Source organism: Chroococcidiopsis sp. SAG 2025 (assembly GCF_032860985.1).
Taxonomy (GTDB): domain Bacteria; phylum Cyanobacteriota; class Cyanobacteriia; order Cyanobacteriales; family Chroococcidiopsidaceae; genus Chroococcidiopsis.
Genome location: NZ_JAOCNC010000001.1, coordinates 2943823 through 2964174, shown reverse-complemented (window position 1 = coordinate 2964174; position 20352 = coordinate 2943823). Strand labels below are relative to the sequence as shown.

17 protein-coding genes and 2 pseudogenes are annotated in these 20352 nt (G+C 44.9%); 8 read left to right on the top strand and 11 right to left on the bottom strand.

Translation table 11 applies throughout. The annotated features are described in order from the left end of the window. Positions 1 to 31: 31 nt before the first annotated feature. The 4 genes from N4J56_RS14260 to N4J56_RS14245 all read right to left on the bottom strand — a co-directional run bounded on the left by N4J56_RS14260 (position 32) and on the right by N4J56_RS14245 (position 3924). Positions 32 to 1006, bottom strand: coding sequence for an FTR1 family protein (locus N4J56_RS14260; RefSeq protein ID WP_317107045.1), 975 nt, complete (start codon positions 1004 to 1006; stop codon positions 32 to 34). A 108-nt stretch (positions 1007 to 1114) separates the two neighbouring features. Continuing rightward, the gene (locus N4J56_RS14255) at positions 1115 to 1561 is read right to left on the bottom strand and encodes a bacterioferritin (protein ID WP_317107044.1); all 447 of its coding nucleotides are present in this window, start codon (positions 1559 to 1561) and stop codon (positions 1115 to 1117) included. A gap of 180 nt (positions 1562 to 1741) precedes the next feature. After that, the gene (locus tag N4J56_RS14250) at positions 1742 to 2848 is read right to left on the bottom strand and encodes a helix-hairpin-helix domain-containing protein (RefSeq protein WP_317107043.1); all 1107 of its coding nucleotides are present in this window, start codon (positions 2846 to 2848) and stop codon (positions 1742 to 1744) included. A gap of 71 nt (positions 2849 to 2919) precedes the next feature. Then, on the bottom strand, positions 2920 to 3924 hold the full coding sequence (locus tag N4J56_RS14245) for a multicopper oxidase domain-containing protein (protein WP_317107042.1): 1005 nt from the start codon (positions 3922 to 3924) through the stop codon (positions 2920 to 2922). A gap of 336 nt (positions 3925 to 4260) precedes the next feature. Between N4J56_RS14245 and N4J56_RS14240 the strand changes: the two genes are divergently transcribed. Beyond that, on the top strand, positions 4261 to 5529 hold the full coding sequence (locus N4J56_RS14240; protein ID WP_317104593.1) for an IS701 family transposase: 1269 nt from the start codon (positions 4261 to 4263) through the stop codon (positions 5527 to 5529). Positions 5530 to 5535: 6 nt separating this feature from the next. On the opposite strand, the gene N4J56_RS14235 is transcribed toward N4J56_RS14240, so the two are convergent. The 4 genes from N4J56_RS14235 to cbiM form a co-directional block, all read right to left on the bottom strand. Beyond that, positions 5536 to 6327, bottom strand: a complete 792-nt coding sequence (locus N4J56_RS14235) for an energy-coupling factor ABC transporter ATP-binding protein (RefSeq protein WP_410500330.1) — start codon at positions 6325 to 6327, stop codon at positions 5536 to 5538. 106 nt (positions 6328 to 6433) lie between these two features. Beyond that, complete coding sequence (gene cbiQ, locus N4J56_RS14230; protein ID WP_317107040.1) at positions 6434 to 7216, bottom strand: cobalt ECF transporter T component CbiQ; 783 nt, start codon at positions 7214 to 7216, stop codon at positions 6434 to 6436. A gap of 87 nt (positions 7217 to 7303) precedes the next feature. Then, a complete protein-coding gene (locus tag N4J56_RS14225; protein ID WP_317107039.1) occupies positions 7304 to 7654 on the bottom strand; it encodes a PDGLE domain-containing protein in 351 nt (116 codons plus the stop codon). Between the two features lie 104 nt (positions 7655 to 7758). After that, positions 7759 to 8511: a cobalt transporter CbiM gene (cbiM, locus tag N4J56_RS14220; RefSeq protein ID WP_317107038.1), complete on the bottom strand. Its 753-nt coding sequence runs from the start codon at positions 8509 to 8511 to the stop codon at positions 7759 to 7761. A 129-nt stretch (positions 8512 to 8640) separates the two neighbouring features. Between cbiM and N4J56_RS14215 the strand changes: the two genes are divergently transcribed. Next, positions 8641 to 8772 (top strand): hypothetical protein, encoded by a 132-nt coding sequence (locus tag N4J56_RS14215; protein ID WP_317107037.1) that lies wholly within the window; start codon positions 8641 to 8643, stop codon positions 8770 to 8772. An 11-nt stretch (positions 8773 to 8783) separates the two neighbouring features. Here the strand turns inward: N4J56_RS14215 and N4J56_RS14210 are convergent, their stop codons facing one another. Together N4J56_RS14210 and N4J56_RS14205 are read right to left on the bottom strand one after the other, a co-directional pair. Further along, on the bottom strand, positions 8784 to 11549 hold the full coding sequence (locus N4J56_RS14210) for a condensation domain-containing protein (RefSeq protein WP_317107036.1): 2766 nt from the start codon (positions 11547 to 11549) through the stop codon (positions 8784 to 8786). 69 nt (positions 11550 to 11618) lie between these two features. Next, on the bottom strand, positions 11619 to 12695 hold the full coding sequence (locus N4J56_RS14205; RefSeq protein ID WP_317107035.1) for a DUF362 domain-containing protein: 1077 nt from the start codon (positions 12693 to 12695) through the stop codon (positions 11619 to 11621). Between the two features lie 719 nt (positions 12696 to 13414). Here N4J56_RS14205 and N4J56_RS14200 point away from each other — a divergent pair. After that, a pseudogene (locus tag N4J56_RS14200) lies at positions 13415 to 15745 on the top strand (AMP-binding protein); the annotation flags it as partial. A 63-nt stretch (positions 15746 to 15808) separates the two neighbouring features. Further along, a complete protein-coding gene (locus tag N4J56_RS14195) occupies positions 15809 to 17056 on the top strand; it encodes an LLM class flavin-dependent oxidoreductase (RefSeq protein ID WP_317110637.1) in 1248 nt (415 codons plus the stop codon). 95 nt (positions 17057 to 17151) lie between these two features. On the opposite strand, the gene N4J56_RS14190 is transcribed toward N4J56_RS14195, so the two are convergent. Continuing rightward, positions 17152 to 18288, bottom strand: coding sequence for an IS4 family transposase (locus N4J56_RS14190; protein ID WP_410500401.1), 1137 nt, complete (start codon positions 18286 to 18288; stop codon positions 17152 to 17154). A gap of 165 nt (positions 18289 to 18453) precedes the next feature. Between N4J56_RS14190 and N4J56_RS14185 the strand changes: the two genes are divergently transcribed. The 4 genes and pseudogenes from N4J56_RS14185 (at position 18454) to N4J56_RS14175 (ending at position 20350) form a co-directional block, all read left to right on the top strand. Beyond that, positions 18454 to 18639: a hypothetical protein gene (locus N4J56_RS14185; protein WP_317107034.1), complete on the top strand. Its 186-nt coding sequence runs from the start codon at positions 18454 to 18456 to the stop codon at positions 18637 to 18639. Beyond that, positions 18615 to 18722: pseudogene (locus tag N4J56_RS41000) on the top strand (hypothetical protein); the annotation flags it as partial. The gene N4J56_RS14185 and the pseudogene N4J56_RS41000, both read left to right, overlap by 25 nt. Positions 18723 to 18764: 42 nt before the next feature. Further along, on the top strand, positions 18765 to 19565 hold the full coding sequence (locus N4J56_RS14180; RefSeq protein WP_410500329.1) for a non-ribosomal peptide synthetase: 801 nt from the start codon (positions 18765 to 18767) through the stop codon (positions 19563 to 19565). Positions 19566 to 19666: 101 nt separating this feature from the next. Next, positions 19667 to 20350 (top strand): condensation domain-containing protein, encoded by a 684-nt coding sequence (locus N4J56_RS14175; RefSeq protein WP_317107033.1) that lies wholly within the window; start codon positions 19667 to 19669, stop codon positions 20348 to 20350. Positions 20351 to 20352 lie beyond the last annotated feature (2 nt).

The following is a 20352-nucleotide window of genomic DNA, read 5'->3' as shown; positions in this document are numbered from 1 at the left end:
GTAGGCTGCGTTATTTAACGCACTCTACTAGTTAAGTTTCCTTGCTACCAGAACTAATAGACTGATGAGTTGTAACAGCCTCTGATTTTGGCTTACTTACACCCGTGCCTAAACTGCGGAAATAAATCCCACCTACAGTCACTAAAAACGCTACATAAGATATTGCCTGGACTAAAAATAGGTCATCTCGATAGCCAAATAAAGCTTTTAAAATTACGCCAGGGAATTGCTCGTCTGGTAAAATTTTCGAGGTATTCCATACTCTTGGTCCCAAAATACACGAGGGATTGCGGGTGAAGCGTTCGTAATAAAAACACAGACTTTCTGACTGTCGATCTAATTTGGCAAGAGTAGCAACAGCAGTATCAAAATGTGCCAGTGCAGAAACAACTAACCCTGCCACAATCAGCAATAACAGAACGCCCATGATTTGAAAAAATAGGCGAATATTGATTTTTACGCCCCACTTAAATAACAAAACTCCGATCGCGATCGCCGTCAATAAACCACCAATTGCCCCAATTGCCGGAAAAAAACCTTGTTGAAAATTGGCAGCAATGAATAAGACAGTTTCAAAGCCTTCTCGCAGTACGGCAATGAAAATTAAGCTAAAAACGCCCCAACCCGCACCATTGTCTTGTTTGAGCGCCGCCGTCACCGTCCCTTCCACTTCCGCCTTCAAAAACTGCGCCTGACGAGTCATCCAAATCAGCATCCAACTAAGCATAGCGATCGCGATAACGCTGAAGACTCCTTCCATCAGTGGCTCTACCACTGGAGTATATTCAGGATTTATTGAACCTAGAACTTGAATGATGGCGCTGAATAACAACCCCACCAATGCACTCGCGGCGATTCCAACTCCAACACCAGCATAAACCCAGGAGTTGAGTTTGCTCTGTTTGGCTTTCTTGAGTAGAGCCAAAACGATCCCCACGACGAGGGCTGCTTCTACTCCCTCCCGCAGAGTAATGACAAAAGTAGGTAGAGCGGCACTAAAATTCATTGCATTTTCTAAGTAATTTTATCCAGATAATTTCACAAAATCATTGATTGTTAATAGTCAATAGTTAATTGTTCGCAACTACAAACCATCAACGATCGACCATCAACACTACACAGTACTACCGCTGTAATCGCGTAGCATCTTTTTAATTTCAATGTTGTGCAGTTCTTCCGTTCCAATCATGGTACGGGCAAATTCTTCTAGATAAACGCTGGCATCTTCTACAGTATCGAGCAGTTTTTTATATAAATCTAGCGCTTTCCGTTCGTGAGACAGACTTTCTTCCAAAATATCCCGTACCGTATGCTGGTAGGTTTCCTCCATCGGAGCAATTCTCAGGCTGGGATGTCCTTCCAAACCAGTTAAAATTTCTCCTACTTGCTGAGCATGGGTGAGCGACTCGGTAGCTTGCAGTTTGAAAAACTCGACAATTGGAATCCGGTTGGGACCAGTCACCATGAGAGAGTAGTGGGTATAGCGTACTACCCCCGCCAGTTCAAACTCCATGATGGAGTTTAGCAGTTCGATTGTCTTTTTTTGGTCGAGTTCTCGCATTGTTCAGTTATCAGTTGTTAGTTATCAGTTATCGTAGGGGCATGATGAGCAAAAGATTCACGCGCTTAGGTAATAAATCTGCGCTCAAAATCCGCCCTTACAAGAGTCAGTAATGGTTAAGAGTCGATCGCTAGTCTTTGCCTAGCGATCGACAACAACTGACCAGTTATCAGTCTACCTTTATACTGATGGATTAGATTTACTAATAACTTGTTGCGAGTTTTGCTCGATCGCTTTGACTAACTGAGTTACTTCCTCAGGAGTATTGACAGGTTTGGCTGGTGGAACGGCAGAGGGCCAAGCTTTGGCAAGGTCTTTTAGACTAGTATCTATTGTCTTGTGTGCTTCGGGGTTTTCCTTTGCCATTTGGTCGGCTATCTTTTGATAAAGGTTGTTGGCATAGATGACAAAACCACGCGAGTCTTGGTACTCAATCGCATCTGAAATTTTACCATTGGCGATCGCCGCTCCATATTCGGAGTTAGCAGCATCGAGTAATTCGTTGATGACTTGCAGGTTAAATGCGGCAGAGGAACGCTCGTTTTCTGGTAATGCCGCGATCGCGTCGTCTACCGCTTGCATAGAAGCTGAAAAGTCGGCTTGAACTTTATCGGACTTGGGCTGAGCTTTAATCAAATCTTGCAAGCCGATCAAAGTTGTCTTAAATTCTTTTACGTTGCGTTCGTTGAGCTGATCTTCCACATCCACGTAGATTTCTTCTACCGGGTGTCCGATGTGGGGTTCTGCTTGCTTCGGTAGCTGTTTGTCGAGTAATTCTTTTGCTACGATTAAATGTCCTTTCATCAAGCCGAGTTTAGACATGTAGTCTACATCTTTAGCTTCCCCAGTCAGCACCACATCTTCTACTGTCACCATGTCCTTAATTTTGTCGAATTGCTCTTGAGTGACGACATTTTTAGAGACGAGTTCTTCGGGGTTAGCGTAGGGGCGGCTGGCTTGAATTTTATTAGACAAGGCAGGTACGCCCAACATGGCTTCAAATTTATCTAATTCTGAAAGGATGGTAGTGTTGATGTTAATTTGCTCTTTTCCACCGTGTTGTTGATGATTGGGTGCAGAGGCGCTTGTATTCGTTGCAGGGGCTGGAGAGGGGTTATTAGTGGTATCTGGTGTTTGTTGAGTGCAGCTAACGACGATCGCCAACATTGCGGCGCTGATACTGAGTAACAAGAACCGCGCGATCGCTCTAAGTCTGCGATCGAAGCCTAGAAACCAAGAATCTTTTTCTTGTGCCACTCTCCGCCCGTTTGGTAATTTCTGCAACATTTTCAACCTTCCTTATTGAAAAGCGAGTTTTGGTGAAAATTATTGTCAACTGGTTTGACAAAATTTAGTAGTTATGCTTGGCTAATTACGTCAAAATAGCCCATGCATCCTGCTTCGGCGATCGCGTCTTGATGGGGGTGAAACATATACTTGCCCGTATAGGGGTAGGCAAATTCTAAAATGTGACGTTCGGCTGTCCCCATCGTGATGACATCTGATTCGTGGCTGGGGTTGAGAGTCATGCCCGTGGGATAAACCTTGAAGAAGTTAGCGTGAATGTGAAATGTCACTGCCGGATCTAATTCGATCATGTTGAGCAAATAAAGCCGAATGAGCTGATTTTGGTAAACAGGTATGGGGTGCATGTGGTAGTAATCCGGCAAACCATTAAAGGCATACAGCTCGTTGTGCTTATCTTCATCCACATCAAAGCCACCCATAACTAAAACCATTTCATCTGCTGGCGGTCGTCCTTGAGGCGGATCGATGATAAACATACCGTACAATCCCTTGCCGATGTGACGGGTCACAGGCTCGGCGTGACAGTGGTAGAGGTGAATGCCATATGGCTTTGCCTCAAATTCGTAAACTGTTGCCGCACCGTGCCGAATCGGACGCACGCCATCTTCTTCTGTAGGATGAATGCCGTGAAAGTGCATGGAATGAGAATGCCCGCCTTGATTGAGAAAGACAACGCGGACGAAATCGCCTTGTTTGGCGCGTAAAGTTGGTCCTGGGATGCGATTGTTAAAATTCCAGGTGTTAAAAACAACAGCGCGATTGAGTTGAATCGTCGTGTTTTGAGCTGTAATCCGAAATTCGCGAATATTTCTGCCGTTTTCTCTTTTCAGCGTGCCGTAGTCGAAATCTCGGAGAACGGTCATGGGTTGCAAACCGCGATCGTCTGATGGATCGCTAGGTGGTATGGGTGGCACGCGCGCGGCAGAATGACTTCGGGATGCAAAGTGTAGCCCTACAGCAGCAGCACCGGCAGTTCCTGCACCTGTTAACCCCCATTTCAACAATTGGCGGCGGTTCCAAGTTTTTGATTTGCTTAGAAAAAATTTGTTCGGCATGATATCGCCAGCGTATTGGCGGAATCTTTTGACAAATATTCGCAAATAATTTTCAGATCCTCTAGTATAGTTTTAGAGAAAATTACTGTCAATAAATTAGTGAAAAATTTTGATGCTTAAGATAGAGGTATGCTGACTTTTTGTAGAGTAAGGAAAGTCAGTTATCGGTGAAGAAAGGGAGTAGGGAGCAGGGTGTAGGGTTTAATTTTAATTGTGACTTGTGACTTTTCTCCTCAAGATTTCCCTAATGGGACTTTGTAAGAAAGATGGAGCAAATTGAGCTAGAATGCGGGTAGGAGTTGCGTTTTACGTCAGTCTCGACAGGAGCAACGTAAGGTGAAAGATCAAGTACCAGCAGCGATGCCGCAGTGCTTTGAGAACTGGTGTCGTCGGTTTGATGATGTATTTTCGCGTCAGAAGCAGCGGCAGGAATTTCGTGTTTATCTAGGGGGACTGCTGGGTGAGAGTCAGCGCAAAAACCTGAGCCAACTGGTCACAAATACAGTAGATGGCTCCTACAACAGCCTCAGACATTTTCTCAACAATGCCCCTTGGGATGAAGTCAAGCTAAATAATCGGCGGTTGGAGGTGATGCACCAGTGTCGCCAGACGACCCCGAGTCAAGGTTTCACATTGATTGTAGATGATTCGGGACATCGCAAAAGTGGTGCGGCTACTGATGGGGTAGGACGGCAGTACATTGGGGAGATTGGCAAGACTGACAATGGTATTGTGCTGCTGACTACCTACTTGTATGATGGAGTGCGACGTCTGCCGTTAGATGTTGCACTCTATCAACACGCAAGTTTATTCGAGCAAGGCAAGGCAGACCCCAACTTCCAGAAAAAACCTGACCTGGCTCTAGACTTGGTTGACCAATGCTTGAAGCGCGGTTATCGACCGGGTGTGACTGTAATTGATGCAGGCTACGGTAATAACACGCCTTTTCTCAAGCAGTTGGAGTCGAGAAACCTAACTTACGTGGCAGCAATCGCCAAAAACCGCCAAGTTACTGCTCAAACATCAGGTGATGAGTCTGCTCGTAAGCAGGGATTAGAAGCTATTGCTCAAACCTTGGCAGTGGAGCAGTTCACACCTGTGCAACTCAATCTGGAGCAGCCCCGGACAGTTTGGGTGGCGCTGTTACCAGTTCACGTTCCGAAGCTCGAAGGCACTCGCTGGCTGGCGATTCAACTCAATGCCTCTAGTTTCGAGCAAGCGACGGAGGTGGATTACTTTCTCACCAATGCCTCTGACAACCAAGTCAGTGCGGCTTGGGTAGCTCAAACATATTCTGCTCGCAACTGGGTGGAGGTCTTCTATCGAGAAGCCAAGGGCTGGTTGGGTTTGAGTGAGTATCAAGTTCGGGATGCTCTGAGTATGAAGCGTCATTGGGTTTTAGTGTTCATCGCTTACACCTTCATCCTTTGGCATCAGTTGACCGGCGGATTCCGCAGACGTTGGGCAACCAAACCCTTACAAACCTTTGCCGAAGCATTGGAGGCATTCCGCACCGCAGTCGAGTTTCGTTTGGTCCGCTGGCTTAATGAGCATGTTGATGTATTTGCCTCTCACAGAGCTAAGTTCGGCTATATTTGGGCTTAGAAAGTTTTAAAGTCCCACTAACCCCCAACTCCTCAAAGGAGCATCTTCCAAATTACAGTAGGGACGACTGTAGCTAAGTGGTGGTTCGAGGGCGTGTTCTAGTAAGAATTTGGCATCACCCATGACTCGTTCGGTCGTACCGTCGTAAACCACTTGACCCTGACTCAAAACCACGGTGCGATCGCACAAATCTAAAGCTAAGTCTAAGTCGTGGGTGGCAACGAGTTGAGTAATCGGAAGAGATTTGAGCAATTCGATCGATCGGCGGCGAGAACGAGGATCGAGTTGAGCTGAGGGTTCGTCTAGCACTAAAATCTGGGGTTGCATAGCCAAAACACCCGCGATCGCAATTCTTTTTTTCTCTCCTCCTGAGAGGTTCTCCGTACTGCGATGTCCGTACCATTCTGGATCGATGTTTACATGTGCCATCGCTTGCAAAACTCGTTTATGCAATTCTTCTCCCCGCAAACCCAAATTCATCGGACCAAAAGCTATATCTTCCCAAACTGTGGGCATAAATATTTGATCGTCAGGATTTTGAAATACTAGCCCGACAAAATTCCGAATTAATTGTAAATTTTCAGGCTGCACAACCCACTCTCCTACCATCACCCTCCCTTCTTGAGGCAGAATAATTCCGTTTAAGTGTAACTGTAATGTCGATTTTCCCGAACCATTCGCCCCAATTAAGGCAACTCGTTCGCCAGAGGCGATCGCCAAATTCACTTTCCTGAGTGCCTGCGTACCATCAGGGTAGGCATAACTGAGATTTTCCACAAGGATCGGGTTGTGATGCATTTTAACTAGAGCCGAGAAGAGAGAGTCGCGAAGTCGACGGAGCAATTCAAAATTCAAAATTCAAAATTTATAGCACAACTTTGTACAGACGTTACATGTAACGTCTCTACTTTCTAAATAAATAAATGCTTTGTCCTGCTAGCATCACAATTAAAGTTAGCGCTAAAGCGACAATGTCGCGTCTTCCTGCTGAGGGGATTTTTTCAACTGGAAATGCTCCCCGATAACCGCGCGATAACATAGCATGATGAATTCGTTCGCCGCGATCGTAAGTACGAATGAATAGAGAACCAATCGTATTTCCAATAACTAATCGCTGCCAGTATCTATTAGTCATTAAGTTACGACAGGCTGCTGCTCGTCGCATCGCGTTGAATTCACCTATCATTACACCCAAATAGCGATACATAGAAGCAATAGTTGCGACGAGTAAAGGTGGAGTACGCAACTCTAATAAACCATTTAATAAAGCTGGCACTGATGTCGTTAAAGTCAGTAAATTTAACATCATGAGCGATAGCAATGCCTTCAGCGTGACGCTACCCAATACAGTTAATCCTGTAGTGGTGATTCGTAAAAATCCCCATGTCCAAATAACTTCGCCTCCATCCCGAAACAAAGTCCCGAGTAAAACTACACTTACAAAGGACAATTCCACGGCTATGCGTTTGAGCAGTACGGGTAAAGTAATGCGAGTGAGGAATAATAAGCTAATAACGGCTATGCCGTAAATTCCCCACGTCCACCAGCGTCCGTTGGGAGTCAAGACAATGGCAAAAACCATCAGTAAAACACACAAAATGCGAGTGCGTGGTGCAAGGGCGTGCCAAACAGTATTTTTGTGGCTATCAATATCTAGCTGAAATGCCCCAATATGTAATAGCGTCATTGGTCATTGGTTATTAGTCATTGGTCATTGGTCATTGGTCACTGGTTACTGATAACAGCTCCCTGCTCCCTGCTGCCTGATAACTGCTTACCGCTCGCCTTCCTCGGAGGAGCTAGACTCACCACGGACAACTATTTTCCCGATTCCCCAGGCTAAGCCGAAAGTAGCTAGCGTACCGACTAAACCAGCTATGGGGGTTGCTATTCCTTCAGGAACTCCTCGCAGGGCATATTCATCAAAAATGGAGTAAAAAGGTAACTTGCTAGCTGGGGCATCCTCTGCGGCTTTGTCTTCAAATTTAAGGTCTTGGGAAACTCTGTCTAAGCCGTCGGGATCTTGGCTGGCAAAGGGAGAGAGGAAAACGGCAACGATGAGGGCAATTCCCAATCCAGCGATCGCAAAAGCACGGTTACGCGATCGCGTCAAATTATTACTCATACAATGGGTTCTCTAAAATAAATTCCAAAGCTTTTCAGAATCGAAAGAGATAAAAGGTAAATGGCTACTTTTGACTTTTGACTTTCGACTTTTGACTTCTTTCTCTAACCCCCAACTCCTATTCTGTTTCTTGGCGATACAGCCCGACGGGGCGGATCGTAAAACATATCGGGGCGAGTTCGCCAGATGAAGACAAGTGCTACAACTGTAATTGCTGCTTCACCAATCCCAATGAGGACGTGCCATGTTGCCATAGCTCCGATTGCAACTGCCAAAGGAACGGTTCCAGAGACAGCAAGTTGAATCGCGCAAATAATCGCGGCAATCATGACACTTGCCCAAGCCGCGACTGCTGCTCCTACAGCCATCCCTGATAATTTGTTTTTACCAATGGCAAAGCGAATTGCTTTGTAAAGATAGTAACCGGCAAACGTACCGATCAGACCCATATTGAAGATGTTGGCTCCCAATACCGTCAAGCCTCCATCTTGAAACACCACTGCTTGGACGATGAATACGACTGTCATCACTAGCGTTCCCGCCCAAGGACCTAAAAGCGCTCCTGCTAGAGTACCTCCCAGCAAATGACCGGATGTACCACCTGGAATGGGAAAGTTGATCATCTGTGCGGCGAAGATAAATGCAGCGCAAACGCCCATCAGAGGCACTGCCTTTTCCTGGTATTCTGCCTGCACGCGATTTAGAGATATAGCGATCAGGGCGATCGCCAGTATCCAGGTAACAGCAATTACGGGTAGGTTTAAAAAGCCATCTGGGATATGCAGCGCTAAATATGGCTGTATTGGATGATACAGCCAACCAGAAGAAAGAGCTTGCATTAATGGAACGATTGGCATAGCTTTATGCTTTATTCAGCAGACATAATCTTAATCAGCCTTTTAATCAAAACGATTTTGTATAAAAATTTCAATCCTATAGGGGGGCATACAAATCAAGCTTTAGATTATTTTTATGAGATGGAAAAAATGTCTAAATTTAAGCAGCTAAATGCTAATTCTGTGCATCCTCTATTTCTACACCTAAAGATAGAGAAGCGATCGCATTACCTACGAACGCGATCGCCTCAATTAAATCTTTATGACGTTGACAAAGAATAAAAAATTAAATCTCAGTTGCCAACAGCCTTCTCAATACACAATCTCAATTTTTCTGCCAAAAGTGGAGATGCCATAATAGAAGTATGATTGCCTGGGATCTCGAACACCTCAACTCCAGCTTGAGCAATACGACTCCACCCTAATTTGGCATCTACTTGATGCCCTGGGGGAGTTTCTCCAGCTTTAAAGACAGTAATTTTTCCTGGATATGGCTGGGCATTGTAAGTCTTTTGGACTTTGCTATAAATCTCCTCTAAACTTCTCAGATTTGTTGATATAACATCATCCATTTCCTCAAGCTGAGTTGATGGCGTAAGGAATGCCCAGGAAGAACGCTGTAGAATATACTTACTGATTTGAGCTAACTTCTGTTCCAAAAAGCTAGGGGCTGAAAAATGTCCTGGAGCTGAAAAAATAGGATCTGATTTCTGCATATGGACTTCTGAGAAAAAGGCAAGCTTCTTTTCTCGGTCTAATGTCTCTGCTCTAGCTTTAGATTGAAGCAGAACTTTTCCAACTGCCCCTAAAACTGTCTGAAGCTCGCTCAATAAAATTTGAGGTTGCGATCGCGTTTTCAGCAAGTAAGCAGGCAGCATATGCTGCCGGAGATAATCAACAGAAGATAGGAATCGCGGTAAAGGAGGAAGTAATCTAATTGCATCTGGACCATAAGTGTCAAACAAAGCTAGCAAAATTACTTCTTGTCCCTGTTGGCGCAGCTGTTGCGCCATTTCAAGCGCAATATTACCACCATTGGACAACCCTCCTAGCATATAGGGTCCTTCAGGTTGAACGGTTTGAATTTCACGAATGTAGTCAGCAGCAATACTCTCAAAACTCAAGTGTACGGGTCGATTTCCATCTAAACCCCTCGCTTGCAGTCCATATACAGGTTGGTCGGCTCCTAAATTTCGTGCGACATCACGATAAATCAACACGTTGAAACCAGCACCATGTACGCAAAAAAGCGGTAGTTTCTTAAAGTCGCCAGCTTCAATAGTAACTAGAGGAGACCAAGAAACAGTTTCTTCAGTACGCTGGACAACATCAGCTAGTTGGCAAATAGTTGGTGCTTGAAATAGAACGGATAGCGGTAAGTTTTTCCCAAATCGCTTTTCCATTTCAGCAAATAATTTCACGGCTAAGAGAGAATGACCGCCTAACTCAAAAAAGTTATCATGAATGCCAATCTGCGGATGATTCAGAATTTCCGACCATACTGCGATCAGTTTCTTTTCTATTTCTGTGGTGGCAGCTACAATTTGTCTGCTGGAGTTTTGTGTTGTAGCTAATTTGTCTTTTAAGTTTTCATTAAATTGAGAACAATCGATTGTTTCAGGAAGTACGATATCGGCAATTTTCAGAGCTTGATTTTCAGTCACGTTTTCTAGCAGCGCTTGCAGATTTTGAATAATTTGTTTGATGGTAGACGTTTGAAATAATGCTGATTTGTACTCCAGCTTTCCAAAAATAGAATCCTTGCCACTATCTGTGATATCTAAGCTCAGCTCCATTCGAGTCAAACCTAGTTCTACTGGGAAATCTCGTACCTGAAGATCGGGTAGATCGAGATTTTGAGCCGTAGTACTATCTCTTAGCAGCAGCAAGATTTGAAATTGAGGAATACTTGCTAGAGATGCAGATAAGCGTTGAAAGGGCAAATCTTGATAAAGATAGGCATCCAGCGTCGTTTCTCGAATTTTTGCTAATACGTCACTAAAACTCAAATCGCCGGAAAAATTTGTCCGCAGCAGCAGATTGTTTGAGAAGTTACCTACAAGTTTCTCTACCTCCCTACGACTACGACTTGACATCAGCGTGCCGATGCTAATGTCATTTTCTAACGCACAGCGATGTAGGATCAGCTGAAACAGAGCCACAAATGCCATGAAAGATGTAACACCTTGCTGGCGGCATAACTCTCTTAATTTATCGGATAAAGTTGAGGAAAATTCAAATTTTTCACATCCCGCCTCAAGGGTGGCAAATTGACGGCTTTGATAAATAGGTAATTTTAACTGTGTCAGTGCGCCGTTAAGTTGCTGTTTCCAGTAAGCAAGTTGAGGTTCAAATATTGCATCAGAAAACCATTGCCGTTGCCAAACTGCGAAGTCAGCATATTGTATAGATGGCTCTAAAAGAGACGAGCGATCGCCAACTAAAATTGCTTTGTATAAAGCCGCTAACTCTTGTAGTAAGAATCTGAAGGACAATCCATCGGTAGCAAACTGGTGCGTCACCAACAATACCAAAAACTCTTGTTCTCCAAGGCAAAATACTATAGCTCGAAAAAGTACATCTTGTGATAAATTAAATGGTTGTCGTGCGATTGCTTCCGCCTGACTTGTAGCACGTTCTAACCTTTCTTCTTGAGAAACATGACTGAGATCGATTGTCTCCATCCAAGGTTTGAAAGTAGTCATCACAGTTTGAACTGGTTGGCGATCGAGCACCGTACACGTAGTTCGTAAAATCTCATTGCGCTCGATCAGAAGATGTACGCTTTTTTCAAAAACTTGTAAGTTAAGATTTCCAGAAATATGAAAAGCTCCAGGTACATTATCAACAAATGTATCTGGAGTTAGCTGGGCAATAGTCCAAATTCTTTCTTGAGAATAGGACAGTGGAATTAGCTCTGATGCCATTCGTTTTGGGATGGCAAACTGAGTCAAATCTTCACCTTGTTTTTTTAGCAGTAGTTCAAATAACTGACGTTGTTCTGTTGACAGTTCAACTAAACTTTGAAAAATCTTACGCTCTGTAATGAATGTTGCCATTGTTTTACCTAATTTAAACTGTTGCCGTGGAGTGAGCGTTGCCTGCTCTACGCTGAAATTTGGATATTTTTAAGTCATAATATATGGACGAATTCTATCAGCAATTTTTTGACTAGCTGTGTCGGCTGTAATTAATTCAATCTGCTCTGAATTAGCGGCTCCTAAGCCTAATTCTATAGCTCTACGAATTTGTTCTAAATTCCAAATTGAGCCTTGAGCTACTTCTGGCGTTGTCCCGAGCGATCGCAATATTCCTAAAGCAACGACATCAACTGCAACCCGATCTATGCCAGCCAAAATCACATTTGCGGCGACTTTATCGCCAGCTTCAGGTCCCCCTTTGACAAAGGCTTCAACCCCATCCATTAAGACAAGACTGGGTTGGTAAACAGAGTTTATTTCTGCAATCATCAACTGCATATATTTTGATGTATGCAAATCGTTCATATAGTTGAAGCGATCGCCAGGAACGTACTTTGCTACCATACCCACAGTATTTTTAAGTGAAAGAGTATAGCGAGCGCCACCGTGAGTTTTTAGGCAACACATATTTACAACTGCTTCTGCATCTAGAATCGGACGAGCAAAGGCAAAACCTTGTTGCCAGTGAGTTCCCTCAGCAGAGAAATACTGCCAATCTTTAACACTCAACTCGTCTAAGACAATTGCATTAAGTCCGTAGCGATCTGCCAATTTAAACACTCCTTTAGCTTCCATCGCCTGCTGCGTCTGAGCCATACCAGAGCGATCGCCGATGCTAATTTGTCCTGCTCCAGCATTTTGTAATTCCTGCACCAGAGCTTCTAGCATTTTGGTATCTGTCGCGGCTGGAGCGGGATCTGCGGTGTTATAGTTGGGTTTTAGGAAAATGCGCTTTCCTTTTATACCATCTGGTTGCAACAGATCGAGAGCGCGGCGTGTTCCGTTTACTCTATGTTCGCTATATACGAGGACAACTTTACCAATTTCAGTTGATGGCAATAATGGTGTAATTTTCTTTGCATCTGCATACTTGGCTTTAGTAGCTATTAATGATGTTTTGACAGCATGAAAAGTTGGAGGAAATATTGCTGCTCCAATTGCCATTCCAGTTAATTGCAGAATCCTCCGCCTGTTCTGCTTGAGGGTAAAGAATTTGTAGAACATATTTTTTTTGATTAAAAACCTCATGTTTAATGTAAAGCAACAATCGCTTAAAACTCGAGCGCTAGTATCGGGATAACTTTACTAAAGTTGCAGATAGCAGGTATTTCTTAAGTATAAATGCCCGATCGACAAGCGATTGAAGTCGCGATTGTTTATTAAATATCTAGTATCTTGCAAGCAAATGATACTAAGCAACTAGCCCGAGCTGGTACAAAGACAAAAGCATTTCATCAAATCTTGATGCGAGTTCTCGGAACCTTTGTTTTATCTTTATAACATATTAACTTCTTATAGGTTATCTATTGATTGTAGTTTCTACTTTAAAGATTCTGACTCATCAATTTGTAGAGAGTCAAGTCATACCAAACTATTCATTTATTTATTGGATGTCAGTAAAAATTTTCTGTAAAATCACCGATTTTATTACGATCGGTTCGTGTTAGTTGTTGTTACTACTTTTACTGAGTAAATCTTCTGCCAGGATTTTTACTGAGCTATTTTATGTTCTCAAAGTGTAAAGTATGGATAAATACTTGATTTGTCTTCGAACGAATTCTCAACAAAATAACTATTTTCAAAACCTGGTGAAATTGTTTACCAAATGTTGCTCGTTACTTTTAATATAACGGGATGTGTGCTTGAGCAATGTGTCTGAGTAATAACCCAATGAGTAGGGTGAATTAAATGATTCAGTCGATCGCGTATATTAGGAAATAATTATGTCTAGTTTCTCTTGTTTTGTGGTAGGTAATGGTGTCCTTGCAGTAAAGTGCTTAGAAATTTTATTAAAAACAGAACATAAAGTCCTTGGAGTTTATTCAGCAGATAACTCGCTAGTTAAGTTTGCAGAGGAACTTGGCATTCCTCATGCTCCTTCCTTACCTACCTTTGAAGATCGGCTACTTAGTACTGAGTACGACTACCTTTTCAGTATTAACAACATCTGGTGGATCGTACCGCCAAAAGTCATTGCCCAGGCACGAAAGGCAACAATCAACTTTCACGATTCACTTTTACCAAAGTATGCGGGGTTATATGCAACATCTTGGGCGTTGCTTCATGGCGAACAGCAACACGGTATCACCTGGCATGAAGTTATCTCTGACATTGATGCTGGACGCATTCTCAAACAGCAAACAGTGCCTATTGAACCCACTGATACAGCATTCGATCTAAATGCTCGCTGCTTGGATGTGGCGATCGCTACCTTTGACAAATTAACCGAGGAACTGGCAACCAATCGGTTAAAGCCATTGCCACAGGATCGATCGCAACAGAGTTATTTTGGTTCCAGCGATCGCCCAGCAGCAGCTTGCATTTTGTCGTTTGACACGAGCAGTAAAGAGCTTTGTAATTTAGTGCGAGCATTAGATTTTGGTCCAATCCGCAATCCACTAGGCTTACCCAAACTCTGTTTACCAGATGGAGTCGTTGCTGTGGGAACTGCTGATGCAGTAGTAACCTCCCACACAAGTGTGGGGCAGGTGTTAGAACTCGATACAGATGGAATTTGCATTGCCACTAGGGAAGGTGCAGTACGGCTGAGCCGTCTGACATCGCTTGAGGGAAAACCCCTCACGTTAGAAAACTTGCAGCAATCTTACGGCGTGCGTGTTGGCGTTATTTTGCCCGGACTCAATGCCGAACTGAGAGATGCGGTCGGTCAGCGTAATGCGGCGATCGCTCGTCACGAACGGTCGTGGGTCAAGCAACTGGCACAACTGACTCCGTTTCAACATCCCTATTTACAGGTTGGAGCGCTGAATACGTCGTCCGATCGTTTGCGCCGATACCCGATTTTGCTGCCAGCCAAACGGGTAGAACCGCGATCGCTACTAACCATGTTCGCAGCTTATTGCACGCGATTGGCAACAGAGTCAGAGTTTGACTTGGGGCTGCAAACCGCAGCACAGCGCAGTATTGCTCCAGAAATTTTTGCTCAACAAGTTCCGATTCGCGTTCAGTCTGTTGCTGAGGATTCCTTTACCGATTTTCAGAAACGCTTTGAAGCAGAATTAGATCGTGCGTCTCGTTTAGGTAGTTACACCTTAGATATCTTTGCCCGCCATTCAGAATTACAGCAGCTTTCCCAAGATGCCCTCCAAGTAACAGTTGTTCTAGTGGAGAATCCCAATCGACTGGAATGGGCTGATTTAGGAGCAACAATTGCCCTGGTTGCCTATGAAGATGGCAGCTTGCCGGAATTGATTCACGCTGGAGCGATCGATGAAGTAAATAGTGCGGCGATCTCCCAGCAACTTCGGAGTCTGATCGATGCCTGTGTCGAACATCCCGAACAATTACTGCACCAACTCCCGTTACTCTCCGCTACAGAACTACACCAAATTGTGGTGGAGTGGAACCAAACAGTAAAACCATACTCTAGAGATTGCTGCATCCATCAGTTGTTCGAGCAGCAAGTCACCCTCAACCCCGACGCGATCGCCGTTGCTTTTGAGGAGCAACAGTTAACCTACGGAGAGTTGAATGCCAAAGCCAATCGACTAGCTCGTTATTTACAAAGACAAGGCGTAGGTCCCGACGTTTTAGTAGGATTGCACGTAGAGTGATCGCTCTTAATGATGGTAGCGTTGCTAGGAATTCACAAAGCAGGGGGTGCTTACGTTCCTCTCGATCCAGATTTTCCCCCAGACCGAATTGGCTTCATGCTGAAAGACTCTCAAGCTGCGGTTATCGTCACCCAGCAAAAGTTAATGAGCAATTTAGTTGTCGAGCCTGGTGTCAGTGTTATCCCCATCGATACGATGTGGGATGAGATCGAGCCAGAGGCGATCGCCAATCCTAATAGTGGAGTCAAGCCGGAAAACCTGAGCTACGTTATCTATACATCTGGCTCTACTGGTAAGCCCAAGGGTGTGATGGTAGAACACCGTAACGCAGTCAATTTCTTTACGGGGATGGATGGAGTTATCGAACATCACCCCCCTGGAGTCTGGTTAGCGGTCACGAGTTTGTCGTTTGATATTTCCGTGTTAGAGCTGTTTTGGACGCTGGCACGGGGGTTTAAGGTCGTCATCTACAATGCCAAGAAAGAGCGTACCGCTGCTAAGCCGTTATCGCTCCAAAATACAAACAAGGCGATCGACTTCAGTTTGTTTTATTTCTCTAGTGATGAGAATGGTGGAGATGCTGCCGCTAAATATCGCCTATTAACTGAAGGCGCTAAGTTTGGCGATACGAACGGATTTAAAGCCGTCTGGACTCCAGAACGGCACTTCCATGCCTTCGGGGGGCTATTTCCCAACCCTGCCGTTACCAGTGCGGCGATCGCGGCAACGACGAAACAGATCCAGATTCGGGCGGGTAGCTGTGTTTCTCCACTGCATAGCTCGGTACGAATTGCCGAAGATTGGTCTATTGTGGATAATTTGTCAGGCGGTCGGGTGGGGATTTCCTTCGCCGCGGGCTGGCAACCAAATGATTTTGTCCTACGCCCGGAAACCTTTGAGAATCGTAAGGAAATTATGTTCCAGCAGATTGAGGAGGTGCGATCGCTCTGGCGTGGGGAATCTGTAACTTATCCGAATGGAAAAGGTGAAGCCGTAGCTGTTCAAACGCTACCACGTCCGATTCAAACCGAACTTCCAGTCTGGATTACTGCCGCAGGCAATCCAGACACATTTCGCATGGCAGGTGCTAAAGGTTTTCACATTCTGACTCATTTATTGGGGCAGAGCCTAGAAGAATTAGCAGAAAAAATTGCCCTTTACCGACAAGCATGGGCAGAAAACGGACATTCCGGTCAGGGGACTGTAACCTTGATGCTCCACACCTTTGTAGGTCAGAGCGATGATGCCGTCCGCGAAATTGTGCGTCAACCGATGCGGCAATATCTCGCCACTTCTCTCGATTTAATCAAGCAAGCTGCATGGGCTTTTCCCACTTTCAAGCAGAAAACCACGAACGATAAAGGACAATTTGCTATATCCCACTTATCCGAGCGAGATATGGATGAGGTGCTGGATTTCTCCTTTGAACGATACTTTGAAACCAGTGGTTTGTTCGGGACTGTAGAAACTTGTTTGCAGATAGTCGATCGCATCAAAGGTATTGACGTGGATGAAATTGCCTGTTTAATTGACTACGGCATCGACACCGATCTGGTCTTGTCCCAACTACCGCTACTCGATCGCGTGAAGGTACAGTCCAATCTGCCTATGACTGAAACCCCAACACAGAACAATTCTATGGCGGGACTGATCGAGCGCCATCAAGTGACACACCTGCAATGCACTCCCTCAATGGCCAATACGGTTCATTTAAGGCTACGCTGTGCTGAGGATAAAGAAAATAGGAGGATTGGTTCGAGAGGGGGTGGCTCGATGTCTTGGCTTTTTTGAGCGAAACTTGGATACAGGTTTTTTTACAACTCTGGGATTGGTACGAGAAACTCGTTCAGGTAACAGAGTGTCTAAAATCTCTACAGTTAACCAACTTAAAAAAAGGGGAGTTCTTGTGATTGCAAGCGTTGAAATTTCGGGATAGCACGACGAATAACTCGCAATGTCCCAGTGAAACTCAGACGCAAAGGAGTGATACCCGCGCTCTTTGCAGCTTGAAACATCAATAACCGCACAGCCCAGTGTCCTAACAACCACCCGTAAACTTCCTGCACAACTTCACGCGGTTTTTGAGAGCGAATATGAGTTTTTCGTCCTGATAAATGTACTTTGAGTTCATCAATAGTATTTTCTACTTCCCAGCGTTGATGATATTCAATCGCCAGTAGTTGAGCCGGAAATTTCTCCAATTCCAATAAGCTGGTAATTAAGCGATATCTTAGTTGTTCCTCTGGGTTGTCGGTATTACCAATTGTGTATTCAATCACTCGGACTTGTATGGGCTGGCAAGCTTTTGAGCGGAATTTAGCAGGTGGATAAATCCAACTCAGATAAGAACCATCCGCCAGTGGTTCTTCGCACAAAAACTTGACATTTGCGGGAATTCTTCCTAAATAATCGCTACCAGTTGTGACAGTTGCTTGCACCATTGCATAAGAATGTAACCCTCTGTCCCACATCAACAACATCCCTGAACTCACGGAGCGTAATAATCTTAATGCCCGCACTCGTTCTCCTATTCGATATGGACACATCAATGCATCAAAGATTAAATGTGTTCCTGCTTCTACCAAAATGACTAATCGCAGTTTGGGAAATGCGGCTTGTGTGCCAGGACGGCTGCTCGGACGACCAAAAACTCTCGCATTTTCATCGCTGTCTGGCAGATCGAAGCAAGTCCGATCAATTACCACAATTCGCAATCCATTGAGAAATGCTCCTTTGGTATCGGTGCTAGCCATTGGTCGCACCAGTTGATGGAACAATTGACTCATCACCCTTGGACTTAATCGTTGTCGGGCTTGCGTTATTGCTGATTTACAAAAAACTCGCCAGTATTTCCCCACTTTCACCCATGCTTCGCTCAGCCCATCAATTAAGTTTTTCAGCACATCTCTCATCGAATCTCGTGACCACAGACTCATCGCAATTACCAAACAAATTACCAATTGTGCTGGTAACGAGCGTTTACGTTGTTCACAAACTTTAGTTTTAGCGATCGCTTGCTCGATCTCCGTGGATGGGATGGCTGCCTCTATCGCTTTGAACACATCACTACTTTGTATCGTAGGAGACAACAATGAGAAATCCTTCAGATGCACTACACTCACTTTCCATTCTTGGGAACAATGCTTAATTTACAACACTTTGAGCCTTAACTGAACCGTAGTGCCTCAATGGCAGGTTTATTAATTGCCGATACCGCTACTCGCGCCGCCATGAAACACTTGCGTCAGATGATGGTTGGCGGCGAAGCTTTGACCGAAGCCTTGGCGCTTCAACTCCAGCAAATTGTGGCGGGACAAGTTCACAATATGTATGGTCCACAGAAACCGCCATTTGGTCGGCAACTCATACGCTGACTCCTGTAAATGGCATCGTTCCCGTCGGTCGTCCGATCGCCAATACCGAGCTGTATATCTTAGATAAGAACGGGCAGCCCGTTCCCATAGGAGTCGCAGGCGAACTCCTCATCGGGGGAGCAGGTGTGACTCGCGGTTATCTGAACCGACCGGAGTTAACTCAAGAGCGGTTTATTCCCCATCCGTTCAGTCAAAATCCGACAGACCGTCTCTACCGCACGGGAGATTTGGTACGCTACCGCAGGGATGGGAACGTAGAATTCCTCGGTCGCATCGACTTTCAAGTCAAGGTGCGGGGCTATCGCATCGAACTAGGCGAAATTGAGACAATTTTAAGTCGCCACGAGGCAGTTCGAGAAGCAGCGATCGTAGTTCGCGAAGATGTACCGGGTGACAAGCGCCTAGTTGCCTACGTATTACCACAGCCAGGACAACAGCCTGCTAACTCACAGTTGCGAGAATACTTACTCGCTCGATTGCCCGAATACATGGTTCCCTCCAACTTTGTCGTGTTAGAGGCTTTTCCCCTCACACCAAACAATAAGGTCGATCGCAAGGCACTGCCTGTGCCGACGACGGTGCAGTTGGATAGGGCGATCGAGCAGACAGCACCTCAAAATCAGGTTGAGCAAACTCTAATGGCGATTTGGCAAAACTTACTTCAGGTGTCTGAAATTGGTATGGGAGATAACTTCTTCAGTTTGGGAGGAAACTCCTTGATCGCCGTGTCATTGATGGGGACGATCCGCTCGACGTTTAGCGTTGACTTACCGCTAATTAATTTATTTCAATTTCCGACTGTCGGTGGTATGGCTCGACAGATCGAACAAGCTCAAGCTATGCAAGTCAATCTAGATGACATGGAAGACACGATCGCGTATTTGGCGCAATTGTCTGATCGAGAAGTGATGGCGCTGCTGAAATAACAAAGCTGGCGATCGCCCTCTCAAAGAGCGATCGCCAACTAGCCACTTAAAACCCCTGCATAAATTTTTCTAAATCTATTCTGTTGGTATAAATCAAGCCAATGACTGAAATTATAAGCCAAAAGTTAAATTCCCAAGCGCACGTTGACAAACTCCAATCTCTTTCACCCGAACGAAAAGCTTTGCTAGCTCAGTTAATTCGCGAGAAAAAGGTAGGTGTCAAACAAGAGCGGCAACCGCAGCGAGCAGTATTTAACCTACCAACGATTACTGCTGCCCCTGACGAACGATTTCAACCCTTTCCATTAACTGGATTGCAACAAGCTTACTGGGTTGGGCGCAGTGGTGAAGTGGAAATGGGACAGGTTGCCAGTCACAGCTATGTGGAATTGGAAGGCAACTTCGATCTGGAACGCTTGACTCAAGCTTGGCAACGATTAATAGATCGTCATGACATGATGCGAGCGATCGTTCTGCCGGATGGAACTCAACAGGTACTAGAAAATCTTCCACCCTATCAGTTTCGAATGCTCGATTTACGCGGACAGAGTGTAGAAACAGTCAACGCTCAGTTACAAGACGTGCGCGATCGGATGTCGCATCAAATTCTTCCCAGCCATAAGTATCCTTTATTTGATATTCAAGCAACTTTACTAGACGATGGGCGAACTCGGATTCACGTTAGTTTAGATGCTTTGATCTTTGATGGGTGGAGTATTGCAATTACTTATAAAGAATGGGCAACTCTCTACCACAATCCTGAAACTCAACTAGTGGGACTTTAAAA

Excerpts from the sequence above, each read along its gene's own strand:
- N4J56_RS14260 (WP_317107045.1), bottom strand. The coding sequence starts at position 1,006 with ATGAATTTTAGTGCCGCTCTACCTACTTTTGTCATTACTCTGCGGGAG.
- N4J56_RS14215 (WP_317107037.1), top strand. The coding sequence starts at position 8,641 with ATGTCTAAATTTAAGCAGCTAAATGCTAATTCTGTGCATCCTCTATTT.
- N4J56_RS14185 (WP_317107034.1), top strand. The coding sequence starts at position 18,454 with ATGGCAGGTTTATTAATTGCCGATACCGCTACTCGCGCCGCCATGAAA.
- N4J56_RS14175 (WP_317107033.1), top strand. The coding sequence starts at position 19,667 with ATGACTGAAATTATAAGCCAAAAGTTAAATTCCCAAGCGCACGTTGAC.
- N4J56_RS14245 (WP_317107042.1), bottom strand. The coding sequence starts at position 3,924 with ATGCCGAACAAATTTTTTCTAAGCAAATCAAAAACTTGGAACCGCCGC.
- N4J56_RS14235 (WP_410500330.1), bottom strand. The coding sequence starts at position 6,327 with ATGCATCACAACCCGATCCTTGTGGAAAATCTCAGTTATGCCTACCCT.
- N4J56_RS14250 (WP_317107043.1), bottom strand. The coding sequence starts at position 2,848 with ATGTTGCAGAAATTACCAAACGGGCGGAGAGTGGCACAAGAAAAAGAT.
- cbiQ (WP_317107040.1), bottom strand. The coding sequence starts at position 7,216 with ATGACGCTATTACATATTGGGGCATTTCAGCTAGATATTGATAGCCAC.
- N4J56_RS14210 (WP_317107036.1), bottom strand. The coding sequence starts at position 11,549 with ATGGCAACATTCATTACAGAGCGTAAGATTTTTCAAAGTTTAGTTGAA.
- N4J56_RS14205 (WP_317107035.1), bottom strand. The coding sequence starts at position 12,695 with ATGTTCTACAAATTCTTTACCCTCAAGCAGAACAGGCGGAGGATTCTG.
- N4J56_RS14255 (WP_317107044.1), bottom strand. The coding sequence starts at position 1,561 with ATGCGAGAACTCGACCAAAAAAAGACAATCGAACTGCTAAACTCCATC.
- cbiM (WP_317107038.1), bottom strand. The coding sequence starts at position 8,511 with ATGCCAATCGTTCCATTAATGCAAGCTCTTTCTTCTGGTTGGCTGTAT.
- N4J56_RS14225 (WP_317107039.1), bottom strand. The coding sequence starts at position 7,654 with ATGAGTAATAATTTGACGCGATCGCGTAACCGTGCTTTTGCGATCGCT.